A 21342-nucleotide genomic window follows, 5' to 3' on the forward strand; every position below is an offset into this window, starting at 1 on the left:
TCAGGGCCTTTCAAATCGGGCGGGCTCGCTGTCGCCGCCCCCTTCGCGATCGATGGCGCGCACGGCAAAGGCGAAATCCTGCCGTGCCGGACCAGCCGCTGGCAAGGTCAGGAATATGCGCAGCTTCGCCACGCTGTCTGCGGGCACGGTCGCTCTGACGGAGGTGCCCGCCGTTTCGCGCGATCCCGCGTCGGTCCACAGCTTCGCGCCGGCAATGCCGGTGGCGCTCACTTCCACCTCGCGCGGCCGCGCCTCCATATTGCGCAGCTTCACCGTATAGGCGTTGCGGATCGTCCCATCGGACAGGCGCACGAAGATCGGGTTGCGATCCTGCTGCGCGCTGATGTCCAGCCGGGTGCGCGCGCCCAGAGCGAACAGCATCGCCCCTCCGATGCTCGCCCAAATGGCGAAATAGGCGATGGTGCGCGGCCGCAGCAGCGTTTTCAGCACCGGCTTGGGCGGCGCGCCCTTCTTCTCCGCCTCCGCATCGTCCTGCGTGCAATAATCGATCAGCCCGCGCGACCGCCCGATCTGCGCCATCACCTTGTCGCAGGCGTCGATGCACAGAGCGCAGGTGATGCAGCCGATCTGCGGCCCTTCGCGAATGTCGATCCCGGTCGGGCAGACGGCGACGCACTGGTTGCAATCGATACAGTCGCCAAATTCGCCCGGATGCGCCTCCGCCTTTTTCAGGCTCCCTCGCTTTTCGCCGCGCCACTCCTTGTAAGTGACGACCAGCGACTTTTCGTCCAGCATCGCCGTCTGTATGCGCGGCCAGGGGCACATATAGATGCACACCTGCTCCCGCATGAAACCGCCCAGGATGAAGGTGGTGGCGGTCAGCACCCCCACGGTCGCATAGGCGACGGGCGCTGCCGTCCCGCTCCAGAATTGCTGCTGCAATGTGGGCGCATCGGCGAAGTAGAAGATCCATGCGCCTCCGGTTATGAAGGCGATCGCCAGCCACACGCTCCATTTGACCAGCCGCCGCGCCAGCTTGCCCGCGCTCCATGGCGCTTTGGCGAGCTTCAGCTGCGCATTGCGGTCACCATCGATGAAGCGCTCCACATGCTGGTAAAGGTCGGTCCACACCGTTTGCGGACAGGCATAGCCGCACCACGCCCGCCCCACCGCCGACGTGACGAGGAACAGCCCGATCCCCGCCATGATCAGCAGCCCAGCCACATAATAGAATTCATGCGGCCAGATTTCGATCGAGAACATATAGAACCGCCGGTGCGCCAGATCGATCAGCACCGCCTGGTCCGGCGCATAAGGCCCCCGGTCCCAGCGCAGCCAGGGCGTACCCCAGTAGATGGCGAGCGTCACCGCCATGATCGCCCATTTCAGGCGGCGGTAAAATCCGTCCACCGCCTTGGGATACACGCCCTTGCGCTTCTCATAGAGCGAGGGAGCACCAGCCATCAGCACGAAGCCAATCCTTCATCTGTCATCCCGGACTTGACCCGGAATGCCGCTTCTTTCTCGCGCCCGTGGCAAAATGCAGCGGGACCCTGGATCAAGTCCGGGGTGGCGAGGACGGCCCGGCTGCTATTGCCCGGCATCACCCACGACCTCCTTGCCCGCTGCCGCAGCCGTTTCCACCCGCGTCGCCTCACCCCCGCCAAGGCTGTGCACATAGGCCGCCAGCATCCTGATGGTCGCCTTGTCCAGCTTGTCGTCCCAGCGGGGCATCACGCCATGGCGGCTGTTCCATACCGTCTCACGGATCGTGTCCGTGTCTCCGCCATAGAGCCAGATCGCATCGGTCAGGTTCGGCGCGCCAAGCTCCCGCATCCCCTTGCCCGCCGGGCCATGGCACACGGCGCAATTATCTGCGAAGACCTTGGCGCCCGCCTGCGACGCGGCGCCTGGCTTGTCCTGTCCGCTGATCACCCGCACATGGGCGACCACCTGGTCCACCTGCTCCGCCGTCAAAAGCTGATCCTTGCCAAAAGCGGGCATCAGCGACTGCCGCGTCGCCGCATGGCCGGGATTGCGCACCCCGTCGGTGATCGTCTTTTCGATCGCCGCCAGGTCGCCGCCCCACAACCAGTCATCATCGTTCAGGTTGGGATAGCCCTTCGATCCCGCTGCGCCCGATCCGTGGCACTGCACGCAATGCACGCGGAACGCCGCGCGCCCGCCCTCGACCGCCGCCTGCATCAGTTGCGGACGGCCCGGCAATGCCTCGATCGGGGTCGTGGCGATCGCCTGCCGGACCGGCGCGATCTGCTTGTCCCGCGCCGCCATTTCCTTGTCCAGCGCCCCCCGGCTCGACCAGCCGAGCAGGCCGCTCGTCGCCCGGTCGATCATCGGCCACGCCGGATAGGCGATCGTATATCCGATAGCGAACAGGATGGTCGCGTAGAAGGTCCACAGCCACCAGCGGGGCAGCGGCGTGTCCAGTTCCTGGATGCCGTCCCACTCATGATGCTTGATCTCGGTCCCGGTGGCGGCGTCGATCCGCTTTTCGTCAGCCATTTCCGGCCTCCGTTTCGTCAGTCTCGAATATGGCGAGCGCGGCCTTGTCGCTCCGCTCGCGTCCCTTGGGCAGGAAATGCCAGCCGATCAGGACGGCATAGGTCACCGCCATGAACACCAGCCCCCAGCTATCGGCGAAATGCCGCAAGGCGTCGTAGCTCATCGGCCGACCTCCTGCGGCCTGGCGCTTTCCACATCGACCAGCGTGCCCAGCATCTGGAGATAGGCGACCAGCGCGTCCATCTCCGTCAGCTTGCCCGGATCGCCGTCGAAATCGCGCGCCTGCGCCTTGGGATAGCGCTTGATCAGGTCCTTGGCGTCCGCGTCGGGATCGGCCTGCGCCTTCAGGTCGTCATTCGCGCTGGCGATGTCGTCCTTGCTATAGGGCACGCCAACATTGGACAGCGCCGTCAGGTCCCTGCTCATGTCGCCCGGCTTCAACTCGCGTTCGGCCAGGAAGGCGTAGCCCGGCATGATGGATTCCGGCACCACGGCGCGCGGATCCTTCAGGTGCTGGACATGCCATTCGTCGGAATATTTTCCGCCGACGCGGGCAAGGTCAGGCCCGGTGCGCTTCGATCCCCATTGGAATGGGTGGTCGTACATGCTCTCGGCCGCCAGGCTGTAATGGCCATAACGTTCCGTCTCGTCGCGGAAGGGCCGGATCATCTGGCTGTGGCAATTGTAGCAACCTTCACGGATGTAGATGTTCCGTCCCGCCAGCTCCAGCGGCGTATAGGGCCGCATGCCGTCCACTTTCTCGATCGTGTTGTCGATCCAGAAAAGCGGCGCGATCTCCACGATGCCGCCGATGGCGACCACGATCAGCGACGCGATGCCAAGCAGGGAGACATTGCGCTCCAGCCTGCCATGGTCCCAGAACTTGCCCTTGGTCTTGCTCGTCATGTCTTTGCTTCCTTAAGCAGGCTGGGTGACAAGGGGCCGATCCGCCGCCGGATCATAGGCCGCGTCGCTCATCGGCTTCTCCTCGCGCAGCGGGCTGCCCGCGATGGTCTTGCCGATATTCCAGGCCATGATGATCGCGCCCGCCAGGTACATGAGGCCCCCCGCCGCGCGGATGACGTACATGGGGAACATGGCGCTTACGACTTCGGAGAAGGCGTAAACCAGATAGCCATCGCTCCCATATTCGCGCCACATCAGGCCCTGCATGATGCCCGCGACCCACATCGACGCGGCGTAGAGAACGATGCCCACCGTCGCGAGCCAGAAGTGCCAGTTGACGAGACGCAACGAATAGAGCCGCTCGCGCTTCCACAGCCGGGGCGCCAGATAATAGAGGCTGGCGAAGGTGATGAGCCCGTTCCACCCCAGCGCGCCCGAATGCACATGGCCGATGGTCCATTCGGTATAGTGCGACAGGCTGTTGACCGCCTTCACCGACATCATCGGCCCTTCGAAGGTGCTCATGCCGTAGAAGGCCAGCGCCATCACCATCATGCGGATGATCGGATCGGTGCGGATGCGGTCCCATGCGCCGTTCAGCGTCATCAGGCCGTTGATCATCCCGCCCCAGCTCGGCATCCACAGCATGACGGAGAAAACCATGCCCAGCGTCTGCGCCCAGTCGGGCAGCGCGGTGTAGTGCAGATGGTGCGGACCCGCCCAGATATAGAGGAAGATCAGCGACCAGAAGTGGATGATGGACAGGCGATAGCTGTAGATCGGCCGTTCCGCCTGCTTGGGAACGAAATAATACATCATCGCCAGGAACCCGGCCGTCAGGAAGAAGCCGACCGCATTATGCCCGTACCACCATTGGGTCAGCGCATCCTGCACGCCCGCGAAGGCGCTGTAGCTCTTGGACCCCAGCAGGCTGACCGGCATCGACAGGTTGTTGACGATGTGCAGCATCGCGATCGTCAGGATGAAGCTCAGGTAGAACCAGTTCGCCACATAGATATGCGGCTCGCTGCGCTTCAGGATCGTGCCGCCGAAGACGACCAGATAGGCGACCCACACGATCGTCAGCCACAGGTCGACATACCATTCCGGCTCGGCATATTCGCGGCCCTCGGTGATGCCCATCAGATAGCCGGTGGCCGCCAGCACGATGAACAGCTGATAGCCCCAGAAAACGAACCGCGCGAGCGTGGGAAAGGCCAGCCGCGCCCGGCAGGTGCGCTGCACGACATAGAAGCTGGTCGCGATCAGCGCATTGCCGCCGAAAGCGAAGATGACGGCGGAGGTATGCAACGGCCGCAGCCGCCCGAAGCTGGTATATTCGATGCCCAGGTTCAGCGCCGGAAAGGCGAGCTGCAACGCGATGTAAAGTCCGGCGAGAAAGCCCGCCAGTCCCCAGAAGACGGTGGCGATCACGCCCCAGCGGATCGGGTCGTCATCATATTTCCCCTGGTCCACGGGCATTTTCAGCAGGCCGCGCGCGATACCGGCATAGTCAGCCCCGCGCACAGTCACCACCACCATCAGCAGCGCCGCCGCGCAGGCAATGCCCATATGGACAGCAAAGCCGCTGTCCGCCGCCATCAGCGCCGCCAGCAGGGCAAGCAGCGCGAGCGCGAACCAGCCGCCCGATTTCAGTAGCAATCGATCCATCGGATGTCCCCGTCGAAAGGTCTTCGCGGCGTCCTTCCTCCGGCCGCCGCCCCCACGCATTGACCTCTGTCAAAGGTGTGGGGCGGGGTCTTTAGGGGAATGTCCTTAGACGGGATTCCGCCACTCCCCCTCCCGCAGACGGGGAGGAGCTTGGGGGGTCAGCGCAACATTAATTGCCGTCACCCCACGGCTGGCCCGGCGTCCCGCTTCCTTGTTCGCATGGCTTGAAGAAAAGCGGATCCCAGGTCAGGCGCGGGATGACGATCTTAATGTGGCGGATTCAGTTCACTCCCCCTCGGCCATGCTCTCCAGCCGGCCTGCATCGCAAATCCGCACGCCCCGCCGCCCTGCGAGCGCGATCACGCCCAGCCGCTTCATATCGCTGATCTGCCGCGACACAGTTTCGATGGTCAGGCCAAGGATGTCCGCGATCTGCTGGCGCGACAGCGGCAGGTCGATCACGCCGCTCGCGTCGGCGCGCAACCGCCTGCTCATGTCCAGCAGGAAGGACGCGACCTTTTCCCGCGCATTCTTCCGCCCCAGCAGCAGCATCCACGCCCGCGTCCGGTCAAGGTCGTCCAGCGTCCGCTGGAGCAGCCGGTGCTCCAGTTGCGGATGCTCGCGCGCGAACCCGTCGAACGCCCCCCGCGGATAAAGGCACAGCCGCGCGTCGGTCAGCGCCGTCACGCTATGCGGCGTGCGCGCGCCAAAGGGGCGGCCGATAAAGTCCGAAGCATAGACCACGCCCACGATCTGCTCGCGCCCGTCACCTGTCGACGTTGCGAGTTTCAGCGTTCCTTCGATGACATTGGCGACGATCATGCTGTCATCGCCCTCCCACATCACCGTCTGCCCGGCTTGCAGCGTCACCCGCCGCCCGATCCGGTTGAGCGCCACCCGCTCCTGCGGGTTCAGGTCGGCGCAGACCGCCTGGTCGCGCACCTCGCACCGATCGCAATAGCCCGCGCTGCACCCCCCCGCGGCCGGTGTCATCATCGCCGCCATTCCGGCATCCCCGCGCGCCTTTTGCGCCAGATCAAATTGCATATCCATGCCCGCTGCATGCCCCCGCGCGCGCTCGCGACCTATCCGTAAATGTCCGTAGATTTGATCGAGCGCGCGAACCCGCAGCGGGAGGATATTTTCGGCTTGCTCGTTTGAGGGAGCGGGACCCCGGATCAAGCCTGTCCTGAGCGTGTCGAAGGGTCCGGGGTGACGGCCTTCAGAGTCTGCTCACTCCAACCCCGCATGAAAGGCGATCCGCAGCGCTTCGGCGAGGCTTTTCACCTCCAGCTTCTGCATCAGGTTGGCGCGGTGGATTTCCACCGTGCGCGGGCTGATGCCCAGGTCAAAGGCGATGGTCTTGTTCGGCAGTCCCTCGACCAGCCCGTCCAGCACCTCGCGTTCCCGCTCCGTCAGGATGTTCAGCCGCGCGCGCGCATCGTTCGCGCGGGCAGTCGCGCCGCGATCCGCCATCAGCAGCTTGCGCGCCGCCTCGATGCAGCCCAGCAGCGCCGCTTTCTCGAACGGCTTTTCGATGAAATCGCTCGCGCCCGCCTTCATCGCCGCCACCGCCATGTCGATGTGGCCATGGCCGGTCATGATCACCACCGGCAGCATGATGCCGCGCGCGCGCAATTCCCGGTGCACCTCCAGCCCGTCAATGTCGGGCATGCGCACGTCCAGCAGGACGCAGCCCGGCTCCAGACCGGCGGCCTCCTTCAGGAACGCCGCGCCCCCTTCGAACAGGCGCACGGCATAGCCGCTCGTCCTGAGCATGAAGGACAGCGACCGGCGGATCGCATCGTCATCGTCCACGACATAGATGGGATAGGCTTCGCTCATGCTCCGTCCGCTGCGTCCAGTGTGAAGTGAAACTCCGTGCCGCCCCATTGCGACGGCTGCGCCCAGATGCGCCCGCCATGTCCTTCCACGATCGTCTGGCTGATCGACAGGCCAACGCCCATGCCAGACGCCTTGGTGGTGGTGAAGGGGGTAAAGAGCGTCCGCGACATTTCCGGGTCAAGGCCTGAACCGCTGTCGGAGATGATCACCTCGACCCTGTGGCCCTCGGCCGGGACGGCGGAAAGGCGCAGGATGCGCGCGGGGGTCCGCGTCATCGCCTCAAGGGCGTTCTTGACCAGGTTGATGATCACCTGTTGCAGTTGCACGCGGTTGACCAGCACCCTGTCGACCCGCCGGTCGACGCTGATATCCATGTCGATGCCGCTGCTGTCGGCGCCGATAAAGGCAAGCGCGGTGCCTTCCGCCAGCAGTTCGCGCAGGGATTCAGGCTGGCGCATCGTTTCGCCGCGCTTGATGAATTCACGCAGCGACCGGATGATCTCGCCCGCGCGCAGCGCCTGCCTGGCGCTCTCGTCCATCGCCTCGCGCAGCAGTTCTCGGTCCACCGGCCCGTCGCCGTCCAGCAGGTCGCGCCCGGCCTCCAGATAATTGGCGATAGCGGTCAGCGGCTGGTTCAGTTCATGCGCCAGCGCGGACGCCAGCGTCCCCATGGCCGTCACCCGGCTGGCATGGGCCAGTTCCGCCTGAAGGTCGGCGACGCGCCGCTCGGCCTGCTGCCTTTCGGTCAGGTCGCGGATGAAGCCGGTGAACAGCCGCCGCCCCTGATCCTGCACCTCCCCCACCGACAGTTCGATGGGAAAGGTCGATCCGTCCCGCCGCCGGGCGCTCGTCAGGCGGCCGATGCCGATGATCCGCTTTTCGCCGGTCTTGAGATAATGGTCGATATAGCCGTCATGCCGCTCCCGGTCCGGGGAAGGCATCAGCATCGAAATATTCTCGCCCAGCACGTCGCTTTCGGCATATTGGAACATGCGCTGCGCCGCCGCGCTGAACGACACGATGCGCCCGGCCATGTCGATGACGATCAACGCATCCGGCACCGTCGCCAGGATCGACCCCAGCAGGGCCTGCTCCAGGCTGTGCGCGCGCTCGCTCAGTCCGTCCGTCTCGTCATCCGCCACCGCCATGTCATTAGCATGCCGTCTATTCAGTGCGCCAGCAAGACGGGCACGCGCGCCTCGTGCAGAATGGTGCGGGTCACGCCGCCGAACACGAACTGGCGCAGGCGGCTGTGGCCATAGGCCCCCATGACCATCCAGTCCGGCTTCAACACGCCGATCGCCGCCATCAGCGCGTCTTCGGCCGGCCGGCCGTCCTGCGGCCAGGTGTGAAGCTGCGTGCCGATGCCATGGCGCGCGAGATATTCGGGCGCGCCGGTCTCCGGGAAGGGATATCTGCCCGCTTCCTCGACAGTCACGACATGCACCTCCTGCGCAAGCTTGAGCAGCGGCACCGCCGCCCGCAACGCCGCCGATGCTTCCTGCGATCCGTTCCACGCGACCAGCGCGCGGCCCGTCACCATCACCGACCGCGCCGATTGCGGGACCGCCATCACCGGAACCGCGCCGGACAGCGCCAGGTCGGCCGCGATCGGCAGGGGATCGTTGAACTGCCCGCGCGCCCGCTGGGGCAATGTCACCACGATCAGGTCGCTCAGGATAGAGGCGGACAGCAGGCCGCGCACGATTTCGTCATCCAGTTGCCGCCAGTCCCAGCTCACGCCTTCGCGCCGCACCTGTTCCTCGATGCGCGCGCGCAGCTTCTCGTCCGCCTTCCGCAAATCCTCGATGATTGCCGGGGCGAGGCCCGCGCCGCCATAGATGTCCGCGCCGACCATGCCCGGCACGGGCGTCACCTGCACGCAATGGATATGCGCGCCGGTTGCGCGCGCGATGTCGCATGCCGCCTGCAACCGGCTTTCCATGCCCAGATCGTCATGGATGTGCAGCAGAACCGATTTCATCCCACGTCTCCAGCTTGAGAGAGGTTAATCCCGTCCATCCTGGCTAGGGGGTCCCCCGCCACGCCGCCATCCGGGATAGTCCTTATATCCTTTCCGCCGCGAAAGCCTGATTTGATGGAGTATGACATGGACGACCATACGCCTCGAACTTGCGCGCACGCCCGCTTTTCCCAACGGATCGGCCGCGCGCAGCTATGTGATGCGCCTGCCCCTCGCCCATGACGGGAAGATCGACGAGCAGGAATATCGCCATCACCCCGAACTCGCGACCGTCCGCCGCTTCTGGCCCAATGAGCCTGACCGCCACGGTTGCCTGCTGCGCACCGCGGACGGCTGGGCGCTGTCCTATGCGCCGGGAGAGGAGGATGATGAAAATCTGTTCCGGCTGGACGCGCATGCGATCGTGCCGGGCAGCTATCTGACGCTGACGGAGCCGGACGGCGCGCGCCTGCCCTTCGTGGTCAAGGCGCTCGCCGCCGCTTGATTCCCGAAAGGAGGGGCAGCACATGGCCGCCCCTCCTTCCCCCCTTGTTCAGAACTTCATGCCCACGCCCACGCCGAAGACCAGCGGGTCGAGATGCACGCGCACCTTCTGCACCCCGGCGGCGGTGGTCGAAAGCCGGGCGGTCGTGTCGATGTCGATATATTTGACGTCCAGGTTCAGGAACAGCTTGTCCGTCAGGTCGATGTCGACCCCGGCCTGCGCCGCCCAGCCGAAGCTGTCGGACATATGCACCTTGGTCGCGCCCACCGCGCTTTCCAGCCCGTCCGAAGCTTTTTCATTGTAGAACAGCGTATAGTTGACGCCCGCCCCGACATAGGGCCGGATCTTCGCTTCGGGCAGGAAATGATATTGCGCCGTCAGCGTCGGGGGCAGCACCCAGGTCGACGCCAGCTTGCCGATGCTGCCGGTCGTGCCGCTGCGTCCGCTGGCGCTGTGCTTCGTGGTGGCGGCGATCAGTTCAAAGCCGATATGGTCGGTCGCCATATAGGTGAAGTCGATTTCCGGCATGACGCTGTTGTCGACCTTCACCTTCTCCCCCGGAAAGCCCGGCAGCACGCTTCCGCTGCTTTCGTTGGGCGCGACCAATATGCCGCGCAGGCGGACGAGCACGTCGCCTTGCGCCGCCTGTGCTGGCGCGGCCGCAACCGCGCAGGCCGCCGCCGCGCCGAGCAGGATCGTCTTGATAGTCATAGCGAAAATCTCCTTCCCTGTTTGTTGGGGTGAGACCTCTGTGCGCCCGCGCCGCCGGTCCGGCATTGATCCGGCGCAACCGGCAATTTGACCTGCCTCAATGCGCGCGGCACGGGGGCATGCGATCCGCCTGAGCCATGTGGACCTATCATCCCGACCTGCTCGCCCGGCCCGTGCCGCGTTACACCAGCTATCCGACGGCGGCGCAGTTCACGCCCGATGCGGGCAGGACGGAGCTTGCCCTCCGGCTGGACAGGGTGGAGCCCGGCACGCCCCTCTCCCTCTATGTCCACATCCCCTATTGCCACGACATCTGCTGGTATTGCGGCTGCAACACGGGCGCGGCCAACCGCGCCCAGCGCCTGACCGCCTATGTGGAGGCGCTGGAGCGGGAGATCGCGCTGATCGCCGCGCGGCTGCGCGGACGCGGCAAGGTGGCGCGGATCGCCTTCGGCGGCGGCAGCCCCAATTCGCTGCCGCTGGTCGATTTCGTCCGCCTGCTCCAGCAGCTTCTGCTCTGCTTCGACGCCCGCGATATCGAGATTTCGGTCGAACTTGACCCCCGCCGCCTCGACGCCACATGGATTTCGACCATGGCGGCGATGGGTGTCAGCCGCGTCAATCTGGGCGTGCAGACCTTCACCCCGCATGTTCAGGCCGCCATAGGCCGCATCCAGCCGCTCGATATGGTGGAGCGCGCCACGGATCAGCTTCGCGCGGCGGGTATCGCAACCGGCTTCGACCTCATGTACGGCCTGCCGGGGCAGAGCCTGGATGACCTTGCCGCCACCATCGACGCCAGCATCGCCATGCAGCCCGCCCGCGTCGCGCTGTTCGGCTATGCCCATATGCCGCAACTTCTGCCGCGCCAGCGCCGCATCGACGGCAGCACGCTGCCCGATCTTGCCACCCGCTTCGACATGGCGGCGCAAGGTTATGCCATGCTGACCATGGCTGGCTACGACGCCATCGGCTTCGATCATTTCGCCCTGCCGCAGGACGGGCTTGCCCGCGCCGCGCGCGAAGGACGGCTGCGCCGCAATTTCCAGGGCTTCACCGACGATCCGGCGGACATCCTGCTGGGCTTCGGCGCCAGCGCGATCAGCCAGTTTCCCGACCTCATCGTCCAGAATGAAAAGCAGGCCGGGCCTTGGCGCGAACTGGTCGACGCGGGCCAGTTGAGCGCAACGCGCGGCACCTTCCGCACATCCGAAGACCGCCTGCGCGGCGGCATCATAGAGGCGCTGCTGTGCCGGGGCGAAGCGCCCGCCGGGGCTGTGCATCCCATGCCTGACCTGTCGCGCTTCGAACGGCTGGGCCTTGTCGAGCTGAGCGAGGGTCACATCTTCCTCACGCCCGATGCGCTGCCCTATGCCCGCAGCATCGCCGCCTGCTTCGACGCCTATCTGCAACCCGTGGAAAAGCGTTTCAGCCATGCGGTATAGCGCATTGGCGCTGGCCGCCGCCGCGCTATCGCCACTCCCGGCAAGCCAGTTGCCCCATGAACAGGGGCCATCGCCCTATTTCTGCGGCAACGCCCCGCCCGGATGGGTTCCGCCATGGCAGCGCAGGCCCGAAGATCCCTCGGACAGGCATGCCGCCTGCCATCTCATCCTGTGCGGACGGAAAAAGGCGCAGGCGGAACCGGGCGAAGACAGCGACGGCCCGTGCTGACCGCTTCGCCGTGCATGATCATGTTTGAGCGACCGTCACCCCGGACGAACCCTTACCAGCCTAGCCGCGTTTGAGGATGCAGTTCAGCGCAATGGCTCTCAGCAGCATGGAATGTCCTTTCCAGTGCGAAACGGCCGAACCCTTTTGTGCGGAGAAAGGTTGCCCGCGGGGTGGAAACGTCAGCCATGCTGCGCCAATAGGGCGGCATGTCCAGACTCGGCCTACCACCCGCATATGCCGTGCGCGCCCGCGCCCTGATCGACAGGCTGTTCCGGGGATCGCCCGATGGCGTCATACCCGTGGCGCGCCGCAGGGTGGCGACGGCGGCGGGCGCGGTGCTGCTGGGGCTGGTGGCACTTCTGTTCGCCCGGCTGGGCGACCATCTTCAATCGCTGCACGGCGCGATCGTCCACCGCTGGCCTTATCTGCCGCTGGTGCTGACGCCGCTGATCTTCGCTGGGACGGCGTGGATCACAATGCGCTTCTTTTCCGCTGCGCGGGGATCAGGCATACCGCAGGTTATCGCCGCCGCGCATAATCCCGAAGCGTCGAGCCGGGGGCCGCTGATCTCGTTAAAAACGGCCATGGCCAAATTCTGGCTGACCCTCGCCATGCTCTTTGCCGGAGGCTCCGTGGGAAGGGAAGGGCCGACGGTTCAGATCAGCGCCGCCATCATGATCGCCGTCCACCGGCTGCTGCGCGTGCCCGTCACGGCGGGCGTCTATATCGCGGGCGGCGCGGCGGGCGTGTCGGCCGCGTTCAACACGCCGCTGGCGGGGGTCGCCTTCGCCATAGAGGAATTGGCCGCCGCCTATGAACAGCGGGTGGCGGTTCTGGTGATGGCGGCCGTCATGATCGCCGGTTTCGTCAGCCTCGGCATAGCGGGCGACTATGTCTATTTCGGCGCGATGCGGCAGACGCTGGCGCTGGGCCCTGCCCTTATCGTCATTCCGGTCATCGGCATCTGCGGCGGGCTGGCGGGCGGCCTCTTCTCACGGTCCGTGCTGGCGTTCGGACGGTCCCAGCATCCGGCTCTTGCCGCCCTGCGCGCGCGGCCCGTGCGGCTGGCGCTGGGCTGTGGCGTCATCGTGGCGGTGATCGGCATCGCGACGGGGATCAGCTGGGGCACAGGCTACGGCACGACGCGCCATCTGGTCGAAGGGGACGGAGCGCCGCCGTGGTTCGGCCCGGCAAAGCTGGGCGCGACGCTGGCGACGACGCTCAGCGGCACGCCCGGCGGCATCTTCGCGCCGTCGCTGTCGGTCGGCGCTGGCATCGGCAATCTCCTGTCGCCGCTGTTCACCGCGCCCTCCGCCGTGGTCGTTGTCCTTGGCATGGCCGCATATTTCGTCGGCGTGGTCCGCGCGCCGCTGACCGCCGTCATCATCATCACGGAAACGACCGCCAGCCGGGGGCTGGTCATCCCGCTATTCGCGACCGCGCTGATCGCCGACACGGTCAGCGCGCTGGTCTGCCGCGAAAGGCTCTATCACGGCCTGTCGCGCCCCTTCCTGCAAAAGACGGCGGCTCCCGCCTGACCGCTATGCTTCAGAAGGGGAAGAACCAGTGGATCGCCGCCACCGCCGCGGCCCATGTGATGATGTTGAGCGGCAGGCCCACCTTCACGAAGTCCAGATAGCGATATCCCCCCATCTGGTAGACCAGCACATTGGTCTGATAGCCGAAGGGCGTGGCGAAGGCGGCGCTGCCCGCCATCATCACGGCGACCAGGAAGGGGCGCGGGCTGACGCCCAGGCTTTCCGCCAGCGCCACCGCGATCGGCGTCACCAGCACCGCGACGGTCGCGTTGGACAGCAATTCGGTCAGCACCAGCGTCGCCCCGTACAAAAGGATCAGTGCGCCCAGCGGCCCGAAAAGGCCCACCTTGCCGACAAGCGCATTGGTGGCCGATGCGGCAAGGCCGGTCTGTTCCAGCGCGATGCCGATCACGACCATGCCGACGACCAGCATCAATATTTCCGGCCGCAACCCGCCATAGGCCTCCTCCGGGCCGATCACCCGCAGCAGGATCAGCAGCACCGCCCCGGCAAAGGCGGCGGCGGCGATCGGCGCTATGTTAAACGCGGCCAGCAGGATCACGCTGGCGAAGATCGCGGTCGACGCAAAAGCCCTTGCCGGGGCGAGCGGCCTTTGCCTGGCGAAATCGCTGGCGTCTCCGATCGCGTCTCCCGCCACGTCCAGATGGCTGACATGATGCGGCAGCGCCGCCTCCATCCGTTCCAGCGCATCGGGCAAGGGGCGCGCGATCAACCGGCCGGAAAAGAGGAAGAGGTAGAGGCCGCCCGTGATCGCCACCGCCAGACCCACGGGCGTGATTTCGAATATGGAAAAGGGCGGCTGTCCCGACGATCGCGCCATGTCGTCGACCAGCAGGTTGGTGGACGTGCCGATCAGGGTGCAGCAACCGCCCAGCACCGCGACATAGGACAGCGGCATCAGGAACCGCTTGGGGTCGAGCTTCAGCGATTTCGCCACGTCCCGGACCACGGGCGCGGACAGCACGACGATGGGCGTGTTGTTCAGGAAGCCCGATGCGGCGCCGCACAACAGGATCAGCAGCCAGACGCCAAGCGCCCCTATGCGCCTGCAAAGCGCGACCGCCTTGCGGATCAGCAGGTCCAGCAGGCCCGACAATTCCATCGCATGGGCGATGACGAACAGCGACGCGAGCGCGATGATAGCGGGGCTGCCGAACGCGCCCTGAACCTCGCTGGGGCGGACTGCGCCGGTCAGCAGCAGTATCGCGGCGCCCGCCAGCGCCACGACATCGGCCCGCACCCTGTCCCAGATCAGCGCGGCGATCACGCCCGCCAGCACGGCAAGGGTGACAAGTTGCTCTAACGTCATGGGTCCCGGCTAGCATAATGGCGCGGCGGAGACAGGAAAAATGCGAAAAGCCGTTGTCCTGGCATGACTTAAGGGATCAATTTCCCGCAGCTATCTGCTAGGCTGCCGCCATGGCCGAGCAGAATATCCGGTTGCGCATCCTTTCCCACCTGATCGCGGCCGCAGCAGGGTCCGCATTGACGTTCGCCCTTATCCACCGTGCGCCAGCGCCCGAGCAGCAGCCGGACCAAGCCGCCAAGCCGCCCGCGCCCGTGGTGGAGGTTCCGAGAATCCCCGTGCTTCCCGCACCCCCGCCGCCGCTCGATCGGGCGGCGCTGCTGGCGGCGGCAGCCAGCGCCGCAGACGCGGTGGCGAGCGGCGCGCCCCTGCCCCAATCCAATGCGGCGCTGGCCGGGCGCTCCTTCGTCCTGCGCATTCCCTTCGGCTGCCATGGCGAAATGGCGGAAAAGGATGCGGACGTCTGGGCAGGCTGGAGCTTCAACCCCAAGAGCCGCGCGCTGCGCCTGACCGCGCGCTCCGCCGCTCTTACCGACGCGGCATGGGTGAAGCAGCTCGCGAGCGAGATGGAATTCGACGCGGTGGAGGGCTTCTGGCTGCGCCGCCCCTGGACGAGCGCCGAGCAATGCGCGGCAGGCGATCTCGCCTCGTCCGGCGCCATGCCCGACACCGTGCCGGACCCCGGCGCGCAGCGCCTTGCCATCGCTGAATTCTACTCTCCCGGCGGCCCGCGCACGCTCCGCCGGGGCGGCCGCCCCTATACCTCCACCGTCAAGCTGGAGGAGGGAGAAAGCCCATCTCCCGCAGGCTATCAGCTTCAACTGGAAGGCAGGCTTTCCGGCTTCCCCGATGGCCAGCCCGTCCACTGTTCACAGGAAACCCCCGCCACCGCCCCACGCTGCCTCATCGCGGTGCAGTTCGAACGCGTGGCCTTCATGGCGCCGGGCAAGGACGAACCGATCGTCGAGTGGCGGTAGGCCGACCCATCAACCTCACCCGTCCGGGCTGAGCCTGTCGAAGCCCTCCCCGGAACGCCTGCCGCAATCAGGCCGCCGAAGGGCTCCTCCCAAAAAGAAGCCCTTCAGAAACCTCAACCGGCGCGGATCACCCCGCCGCCTGAGCCAGCACCTGCGCCGAAGGTTTGTTCGCTGCATCGACAGTGCCATCCGCGATCATCGCCTTGGACAGTGACGCCGCTTCCGCCTTGATCGCGGCATCCTCGCTGGTCTGGCTCGCGCCGATGAGCGCGGCGAGCAGCAGGTTGCGGTTCACCGGATTGGCCTGTTCGGCGACGGCCTTGCGCGCCAGCGGGATCGCTTCGGCATAGAGCGGCGCGGCGCCAGCCTTGTCCTGCTTGCCCAGCTTGAAATTGCCAAGCTGGATCAGCACGCCGGTCAGCACGCCCCTGCTCTGCGCGTCGGCGGGCTTGGCGGCGACCACCTTGCGCCAATGCGGCAGGCTTTCCTCGTACAGCGGGGCGATCGCGTCGATCTTCTGCAAGGCCGCGTTCGCCGCCGCCGCGGCATAGAGCGCGTTGGCGAGGAAATTCACATTCTCGATCTTGTCCGGCTGCGTCTTCACCGCGTCGCGGATGGCGGGCAGCGCGGCTTCATATTTGGCGAGCGCGGTTGCATTGTCGCCGCTCTGCTGTGCCGTCTGACCGGCGGTAAAGTCGGTCACCGCCTTGTTGAAGGCGGCGATCTGCGCCTGGCTGAGCGCCGGGGCGGCAGCATCGGCAGCGGGCGCGGAAGCAGGCGCGGCGCCGGACTGTTCCTGCGCGGCGGCGGCGGTAACGGATGCGGAAAGGAAAAGGGCTGTCAGCAGAGCACGGTGCATCTGTTCATTTCTCCGGCTATGCGGACGCGCGCCGAATAGCAAAAGACACACGACCACAGTTGAACAAGGCATCAACGCCTCGACCCAAGTTAAGGATGCTTCATCGTCGATCAACCCATTTTCGCGATGAATTTCATGGGGTTCGCTTACCCGATCCGGCCAGAGCCGGACACGTCACCAGCCATCATTGCAGTTCCGGCAGTGGCGGGAAGGCGGCCAGGAAAGCGGCGTCGACATTCTGCGCCTGCCCGTTGATCGCCGCCGCCCCGCGCCCCAGCAGGAACAGCGCGGCTTCCGCGATATGCTGCGCCTCCAAGCCGCCGCGATAGGCCGGGTCGGGAAGCTCCGCCGGATCGACCAGCGTCTCCAGCCCCGCGCCACCCGTCATGCCCGACAGCACCATGCCGGGGCAGATCGCATTGATGCGCAGCCCGCGCGCGGCGAAGGGACCGGCGGCCGACCGGACAAGGCCGACCAGCCCATGTTTGGAAATGGAATAGGCGGCGGCTTCCGAAAAACCCACCACCGCCGCCAGCGAAGCGGTGACGACGCAACTACCCCGCGGCCGCAGCCGGGCAAGCGCCTGCTGCACGCCCATGAAGGTGCCCCGCAAATTGACGCCGACCAGCCTGTCGAACAGGTCCAGCCCAACCTCTTCAAAGGGGATATAGGGTTGAAGGATACCTGCGTTCAGGAAAGCGTGGTCCACCCCGCCAAAGCGGTCGGCCGCCGCGTCGAACATGGCGCGATTATCGTCTTCGCTGGAAATGTCGGCGCGCACGGCGATCGCCTCGCCGCCCGCCTGCTCGATCAGTTCGACGGTCCGCCGCGCCTGGTCGATCGCGATGTCGGCGACGACAAGCTGCGCGCCTTCCGCCGCCAGCCGCCTGCTTGCCGCCCGGCCGATGCCCGACCCGCCGCCGGTGACGATCGCCACTTTTCCCGCGAAAGCCTTGCCGCCCATCTGCCTCTTCCTTTCCATCTTTGGGCAAGAGGCTAATGCATGAAGGCCGCGCCCTGCCATCCTCCAATTGGATTAGATAGCCCTCAGGAGGAGCAGCACGCCGCTCTGGGCAAGCTCATCTTTAATTCGCGCAGAGGCGCAGAGAACGCAGAGTTGGAAGGATGAAGGCCAAAGGTCCTCTTTAAAATCCTTCGCGCCTCCACGTGAACCAAAAGCTCTGCGCCATCTGCGCCTCTGCGCGAACCAAAACTACTCTCTCGCCCGAAATAGCCTGCCAGATCACTATAAGTGAGCCCCCTTCAGCCACCCCGGCCTATCCCGCCCTGCTCCTCCTGCAACCCCGTCGTGCGGAACGGGCGGATGGCGCACAGCATGGCGATCCACTGGCGCTGGAGCAGGCTGTTCTCCCTGTCCCGCTCGGCCAGCGCATGCGTGTCCCGGCGGAACCGCTCCATCATCTCGGCAAGCTGCGCAATGCCCGCATTGGACAGCTTCAACAGTTCGGACGCATAGACCGCGTCCGGCGCGGCGAAGTCCATCGCCAGGAACTGCTGCTTCATATGCTTTTCGAACAGGCCGCGCATCGGCAGCTTGCGGAAGATGAGCGCGCGGTCGACCAGCGGACGCACCTTGTCGTCGCGGATGCGGTCGATCAGCGCCAGCCGCTCCAGCTTGGCGAGCGCGACATCCAGCGCCGCTGGCGCGATGTCGAAATCCTGCGCCAGTTCGCGCGGGCTCGCCCCCGCCATCAGCGCCATGAACAGCAGCGACAGGAACACATCGGCGGACAGCGCCCGTTCCTGCGCCAATGTCAGTTCGCGCGCGAGGCCCGACCGCGCCTGCTCCGCCTCATGCGCCAGTTCCATGATGGTCGTGCCGCACAGCCCCGCCAGCCGCTCCAGCCGGTCGATCGACAGCGACCTGCCCGCCAGCCAGCGCTTGACCGTGGCCTCCCCGACTCCCAGTTCGCGGGCCAGCCGCACCGCCGTCCATCCTTCGCTGCGCAGGTGGCGGCGAAGGACGCTCAACATGGCGGCGCTTGTGGAATCGGATCGCATGATGATCCGATGATGCGCGGATATTGATCCCTTTTTCAAGTGCGCCCTTCGGCATCCACGATGGCGGGCGTAGCATGCTCCCCGCGAAAAGCCCCCCTCGACGCAAGCACGTGCGAGGAGAGGATCGTAGGAGATGGAGAGCGATGAACGATATCTTGATCAGGAACGGCACGGTGGTCGACGGCACCGGCGCGCCTGCCTTCCAAGCCGACGTGCGCGTGCGCGGCGGCAAGATCGCAGAGGTCGGGCCCGGCCTTGAGCCGCAGGGCGAACGGCTGTTCGACGCGGCGGGATGCTATGTGACGCCGGGCTTCATCGAAAGCCATACCCATTATGACGGCACCATGTGGTGGCAGCCTGATCTCGACCCGCTGCCCGGCTATGGCGCGACCACGATGATCCTTGGCAATTGCGGCTTTTCCGCCGCGCCGCTGCACAAATATATGCCCGCCCAGCGCGAGATGATCGGCATCTTCTCCTTCTTCGAGGATATTCCCGAAGGGCCTTTCATGGAAAAGCTGCCCTGGGACTGGAACACGTGGTCCGAATATCGCGCCTCGGTCGAGCGCAATGTGAAGGTGCCGCTAAACTATGCCGCCTATGTCGGCCATATCGCCATCAGGCTGGCGGCGATGGGGGTGGAGGCGTGGGAACGCGAAGCGACGCCGGAAGAAATTGCGCGCATGTGCGAGCTTCTGGATGACGCGCTGGCAGCGGGTGCGCTCGGCATGTCGGACAATATGCATGACCATGACGGGCAGGACCGGCCCGTCCCCACGCTGATGGCGAACGACGCGGAATTTTCCGCCCTGTTCGACGTGATGGAGCGCTATCCCAACTGCTGCTATCAGGTGATCGTCGACACCTTCATGCGCATGACGGGTCCCGCCAATCTGGAACGGCTGTCGAAACTTCTGTCGGGCCGCAAGATCCGCGTCCAGATCGCGGGCGCGGTGCCGACGCTTGAATTCCAGAAGGGCATCCTGCCCGCCATGCAGGACAGCCTGCGCAAGATGCGGGAGGCCGATGTCGATGTCTGGCCGGGCTTCGCCCATGTGTCGCCGACCTCGACGCTCAGCCTCGTCAAGTCGCTGATCTTCGCCCAGTCCAACGATTATGTCTGGCATGAGGTGGTGCTGGCCGACGATCATGCGGAAAAAGCGCGGCTGCTGGCCGATCCGGACTGGCGCGCTCGTGCACGCGAAAGCTGGGACAACAACGCCTGGCCGCATTCGCCGCTCAAGAATCCGCAGGACCTCTATCTGCTGGACAGCGAAAACGGCACGGGGCCGCTCAACATCACCTTGAAGGAATATGCGGAGTCTCTGGGGCTTCACCGCTCGGACGCGATGGCGGACTGGATCTTGAAGAACGGCACGCGCTCCACCGTCCACATGGCGCCCTTCCCCAAGGATGAGGAATTGACGATCGAGCTTATGCGCGATCCCAAAACGGTCGGCAACATCTCCGACGCTGGCGCGCATCTCCAGATGCTCTGCGGCGGCGGTGAGAACGCGCTGCTGCTCACCCAATATGTGCGCGAGGAAAAGAAGCTTAGCATCGAGGAAGCGGTGCATGTGATGACGGGCAAGCTCGCCGTCCACTTCAACCTTGCCGACCGGGGCGTGATCGCCCCCGGCAAGCAGGCGGACATCGCCGTCTTCAATCTGGACGAGGTGCAGCGGCAGGCGATGGAAAAGGCGTTCGACGTTCCAGACGGGCGCGGCGGCACCACATGGCGCTTCACCCGCAAGCCGATGCCCACACGGCTGACGCTGGTGAACGGCGTGCCAACCTTCGAAAACGGCGCCTACACGGGCGCGAAGCCGGGCGAATTCCTCTCCCCGGTGATCGGATCGCCCAACCTCGCCATCGCCGCTGAATGAAGGACAGGGCGCGCCCTTTGGAGCGGCGCGCCTGCACAGGAAGGATGCAAGACATGATCGAAGCCAAGATCGGCGATGCCGACCGCGAATACTTCAACGGCCGCATCAAAACGATAACGACGGACAGCAGCGTGCTGGTCAGTTCGTCCCGCTACCTCAACCACGCGCCGTTACGCGCGCTGATCGCGCAGGAAATGCTGCGGCGGAACGGGCCGGACATGCCCAATACCGCCTATATTCCCGAAGTCGCGGCGATACTGCATGAACTGGAGGACATGCCCCGGATCATTGAACTGTTCGAAATGGAAAAGGCGCGGCTTCCACAATTCTCCAAATGGCTTTCGGAACGCCGCCTTGCAGACTTCACCATCGCTGAACTCGCCCATTGCGAAGCGGGAACATTGGGTGCGGCTATCCACGACTTCATGGTGAATTCAGGCTATCAGCTAGACCTGTTCTTTCAGGAAGTGCAGGTCGTCAACGATTTCACCTTCTATCTGCGCCAGACCGCGCTCACCCATGACATCGAACATATGGTGACGGGCTTTGGCCCCAACCATGGCGGCGAAGTCGCGCTGCTCACCGCGAACATGCATGCCAAGGCGCGGTATTTCCACCCGGAACTGTCCGCCTTCTTCTCGCGCATTGCGACCTACCTCAAGGCGAAGACGATCATGAAGGACGGGCTGCACTATCCCGAAGCCATGGTCCTCAACCTGGAGGCGGAATATCGCGGGGCGCAGCAGGGGCGGAACTGGAAATATCCTCTCATGCTGGTGGACTGGCGCGCCTATACCGACTGGCAGATCAGCGACATCCGCAGGGAATTGAACATCACGCCCGTCGAAGAAGGGCTGTGGCTCGACAGCAACCGCCTCTGCAATGAAGACGATCCGAACTATGGCGTGCCGATGCTGAACGCCGCAGAATAACCAGGCGGCGGCCTGCCCCTCCCCCCGGGCCGCCTGCCTGTC

The 21342-nt window shown here is 65.4% G+C and carries 21 protein-coding genes; 7 read left to right on the forward strand and 14 right to left on the reverse strand.

What is annotated here, in order from left to right; translation table 11 throughout:
* The 9 genes from ccoG to ET21_RS0112265 all read right to left on the reverse strand — a co-directional run bounded on the left by ccoG (position 1) and on the right by ET21_RS0112265 (position 8890).
* Positions 1-1425: a cytochrome c oxidase accessory protein CcoG gene (ccoG, locus tag ET21_RS0112220; RefSeq protein ID WP_030539928.1), complete on the reverse strand. Its 1425-nt coding sequence runs from the start codon at positions 1423-1425 to the stop codon at positions 1-3.
* Positions 1426-1551: 126 nt separating this feature from the next.
* The gene (ccoP, locus tag ET21_RS0112230; protein WP_030539929.1) at positions 1552-2484 is read right to left on the reverse strand and encodes a cytochrome-c oxidase, cbb3-type subunit III; all 933 of its coding nucleotides are present in this window, start codon (positions 2482-2484) and stop codon (positions 1552-1554) included.
* Positions 2477-2647, reverse strand: a complete 171-nt coding sequence (locus ET21_RS0112235) for a cbb3-type cytochrome c oxidase subunit 3 (RefSeq protein WP_021237726.1) — start codon at positions 2645-2647, stop codon at positions 2477-2479. The genes ccoP and ET21_RS0112235 overlap by 8 nt, the downstream gene beginning before the upstream one ends.
* Entirely contained in the window at positions 2644-3390 is a 747-nt protein-coding gene (gene ccoO, locus ET21_RS0112240) for a cytochrome-c oxidase, cbb3-type subunit II (protein ID WP_030539930.1), read from the reverse strand. The genes ET21_RS0112235 and ccoO overlap by 4 nt, the downstream gene beginning before the upstream one ends.
* Before the next feature lie 12 nt (positions 3391-3402).
* Complete coding sequence (gene ccoN / locus ET21_RS0112245) at positions 3403-5061, reverse strand: cytochrome-c oxidase, cbb3-type subunit I (protein WP_030539931.1); 1659 nt, start codon at positions 5059-5061, stop codon at positions 3403-3405.
* 285 nt (positions 5062-5346) lie between these two features.
* Positions 5347-6114: a Crp/Fnr family transcriptional regulator gene (locus ET21_RS0112250; protein ID WP_030539932.1), complete on the reverse strand. Its 768-nt coding sequence runs from the start codon at positions 6112-6114 to the stop codon at positions 5347-5349.
* 180 nt (positions 6115-6294) lie between these two features.
* Positions 6295-6906 carry a response regulator FixJ gene (gene fixJ, locus ET21_RS0112255; RefSeq protein WP_030539933.1) on the reverse strand — a complete coding sequence of 204 codons (612 nt, stop codon included), beginning with the start codon at positions 6904-6906 and terminating at the stop codon, positions 6295-6297.
* Positions 6903-8054: a sensor histidine kinase gene (locus ET21_RS0112260; RefSeq protein ID WP_030539934.1), complete on the reverse strand. Its 1152-nt coding sequence runs from the start codon at positions 8052-8054 to the stop codon at positions 6903-6905. Before ET21_RS0112260 ends, fixJ begins: the two co-directional genes overlap by 4 nt.
* A gap of 20 nt (positions 8055-8074) precedes the next feature.
* A complete protein-coding gene (locus ET21_RS0112265) occupies positions 8075-8890 on the reverse strand; it encodes a universal stress protein (RefSeq protein WP_030539935.1) in 816 nt (271 codons plus the stop codon).
* A gap of 121 nt (positions 8891-9011) precedes the next feature.
* Here ET21_RS0112265 and ET21_RS0112270 point away from each other — a divergent pair, with 121 nt between their 5' ends.
* Complete coding sequence (locus ET21_RS0112270) at positions 9012-9374, forward strand: hypothetical protein (RefSeq protein WP_021237719.1); 363 nt, start codon at positions 9012-9014, stop codon at positions 9372-9374.
* 48 nt (positions 9375-9422) lie between these two features.
* Here the strand turns inward: ET21_RS0112270 and ET21_RS0112275 are convergent, their stop codons facing one another.
* On the reverse strand, positions 9423-10085 hold the full coding sequence (locus ET21_RS0112275) for an OmpW family protein (RefSeq protein ID WP_030539936.1): 663 nt from the start codon (positions 10083-10085) through the stop codon (positions 9423-9425).
* A gap of 137 nt (positions 10086-10222) precedes the next feature.
* On the opposite strand from ET21_RS0112275, the gene hemN reads away from it, so the two are divergent.
* The 3 genes from hemN (at position 10223) to ET21_RS0112290 (ending at position 13297) form a co-directional block, all read left to right on the forward strand.
* On the forward strand, positions 10223-11530 hold the full coding sequence (gene hemN, locus ET21_RS0112280; protein ID WP_030539937.1) for an oxygen-independent coproporphyrinogen III oxidase: 1308 nt from the start codon (positions 10223-10225) through the stop codon (positions 11528-11530).
* Positions 11520-11759 carry a hypothetical protein gene (locus tag ET21_RS0112285; protein WP_021237716.1) on the forward strand — a complete coding sequence of 80 codons (240 nt, stop codon included), beginning with the start codon at positions 11520-11522 and terminating at the stop codon, positions 11757-11759. The genes hemN and ET21_RS0112285 overlap by 11 nt, the downstream gene beginning before the upstream one ends.
* Positions 11760-11965: 206 nt before the next feature.
* Positions 11966-13297 (forward strand): chloride channel protein, encoded by a 1332-nt coding sequence (locus tag ET21_RS0112290; RefSeq protein WP_030539938.1) that lies wholly within the window; start codon positions 11966-11968, stop codon positions 13295-13297.
* A gap of 10 nt (positions 13298-13307) precedes the next feature.
* Here ET21_RS0112290 and ET21_RS0112295 read toward each other — a convergent pair whose 3' ends face one another.
* Positions 13308-14627 carry an SLC13 family permease gene (locus tag ET21_RS0112295; RefSeq protein WP_030539939.1) on the reverse strand — a complete coding sequence of 440 codons (1320 nt, stop codon included), beginning with the start codon at positions 14625-14627 and terminating at the stop codon, positions 13308-13310.
* A gap of 110 nt (positions 14628-14737) precedes the next feature.
* On the opposite strand from ET21_RS0112295, the gene ET21_RS0112300 reads away from it, so the two are divergent.
* Entirely contained in the window at positions 14738-15601 is an 864-nt protein-coding gene (locus ET21_RS0112300) for a hypothetical protein (protein WP_030539940.1), read from the forward strand.
* Positions 15602-15728: 127 nt separating this feature from the next.
* Here the strand turns inward: ET21_RS0112300 and ET21_RS0112305 are convergent, their stop codons facing one another.
* The 3 genes from ET21_RS0112305 to ET21_RS0112315 form a co-directional block, all read right to left on the reverse strand.
* Positions 15729-16460: a hypothetical protein gene (locus ET21_RS0112305; protein ID WP_021237994.1), complete on the reverse strand. Its 732-nt coding sequence runs from the start codon at positions 16458-16460 to the stop codon at positions 15729-15731.
* A gap of 184 nt (positions 16461-16644) precedes the next feature.
* Positions 16645-17424, reverse strand: coding sequence for an SDR family NAD(P)-dependent oxidoreductase (locus tag ET21_RS0112310; RefSeq protein WP_030539941.1), 780 nt, complete (start codon positions 17422-17424; stop codon positions 16645-16647).
* A gap of 299 nt (positions 17425-17723) precedes the next feature.
* Positions 17724-18455: a helix-turn-helix transcriptional regulator gene (locus ET21_RS0112315; protein WP_030539942.1), complete on the reverse strand. Its 732-nt coding sequence runs from the start codon at positions 18453-18455 to the stop codon at positions 17724-17726.
* 170 nt (positions 18456-18625) lie between these two features.
* Between ET21_RS0112315 and ET21_RS0112320 the strand changes: the two genes are divergently transcribed.
* Complete coding sequence (locus ET21_RS0112320; protein ID WP_030539943.1) at positions 18626-20368, forward strand: amidohydrolase family protein; 1743 nt, start codon at positions 18626-18628, stop codon at positions 20366-20368.
* A gap of 53 nt (positions 20369-20421) precedes the next feature.
* A complete protein-coding gene (locus ET21_RS0112325) occupies positions 20422-21300 on the forward strand; it encodes a Coq4 family protein (RefSeq protein ID WP_051768158.1) in 879 nt (292 codons plus the stop codon).
* The last annotated feature ends 42 nt before the right edge of the window (positions 21301-21342 follow it).

The sequence above is a fragment of the Sphingobium sp. DC-2 genome (assembly GCF_000722555.1).
GTDB lineage: Bacteria > Pseudomonadota > Alphaproteobacteria > Sphingomonadales > Sphingomonadaceae > Sphingobium > Sphingobium quisquiliarum.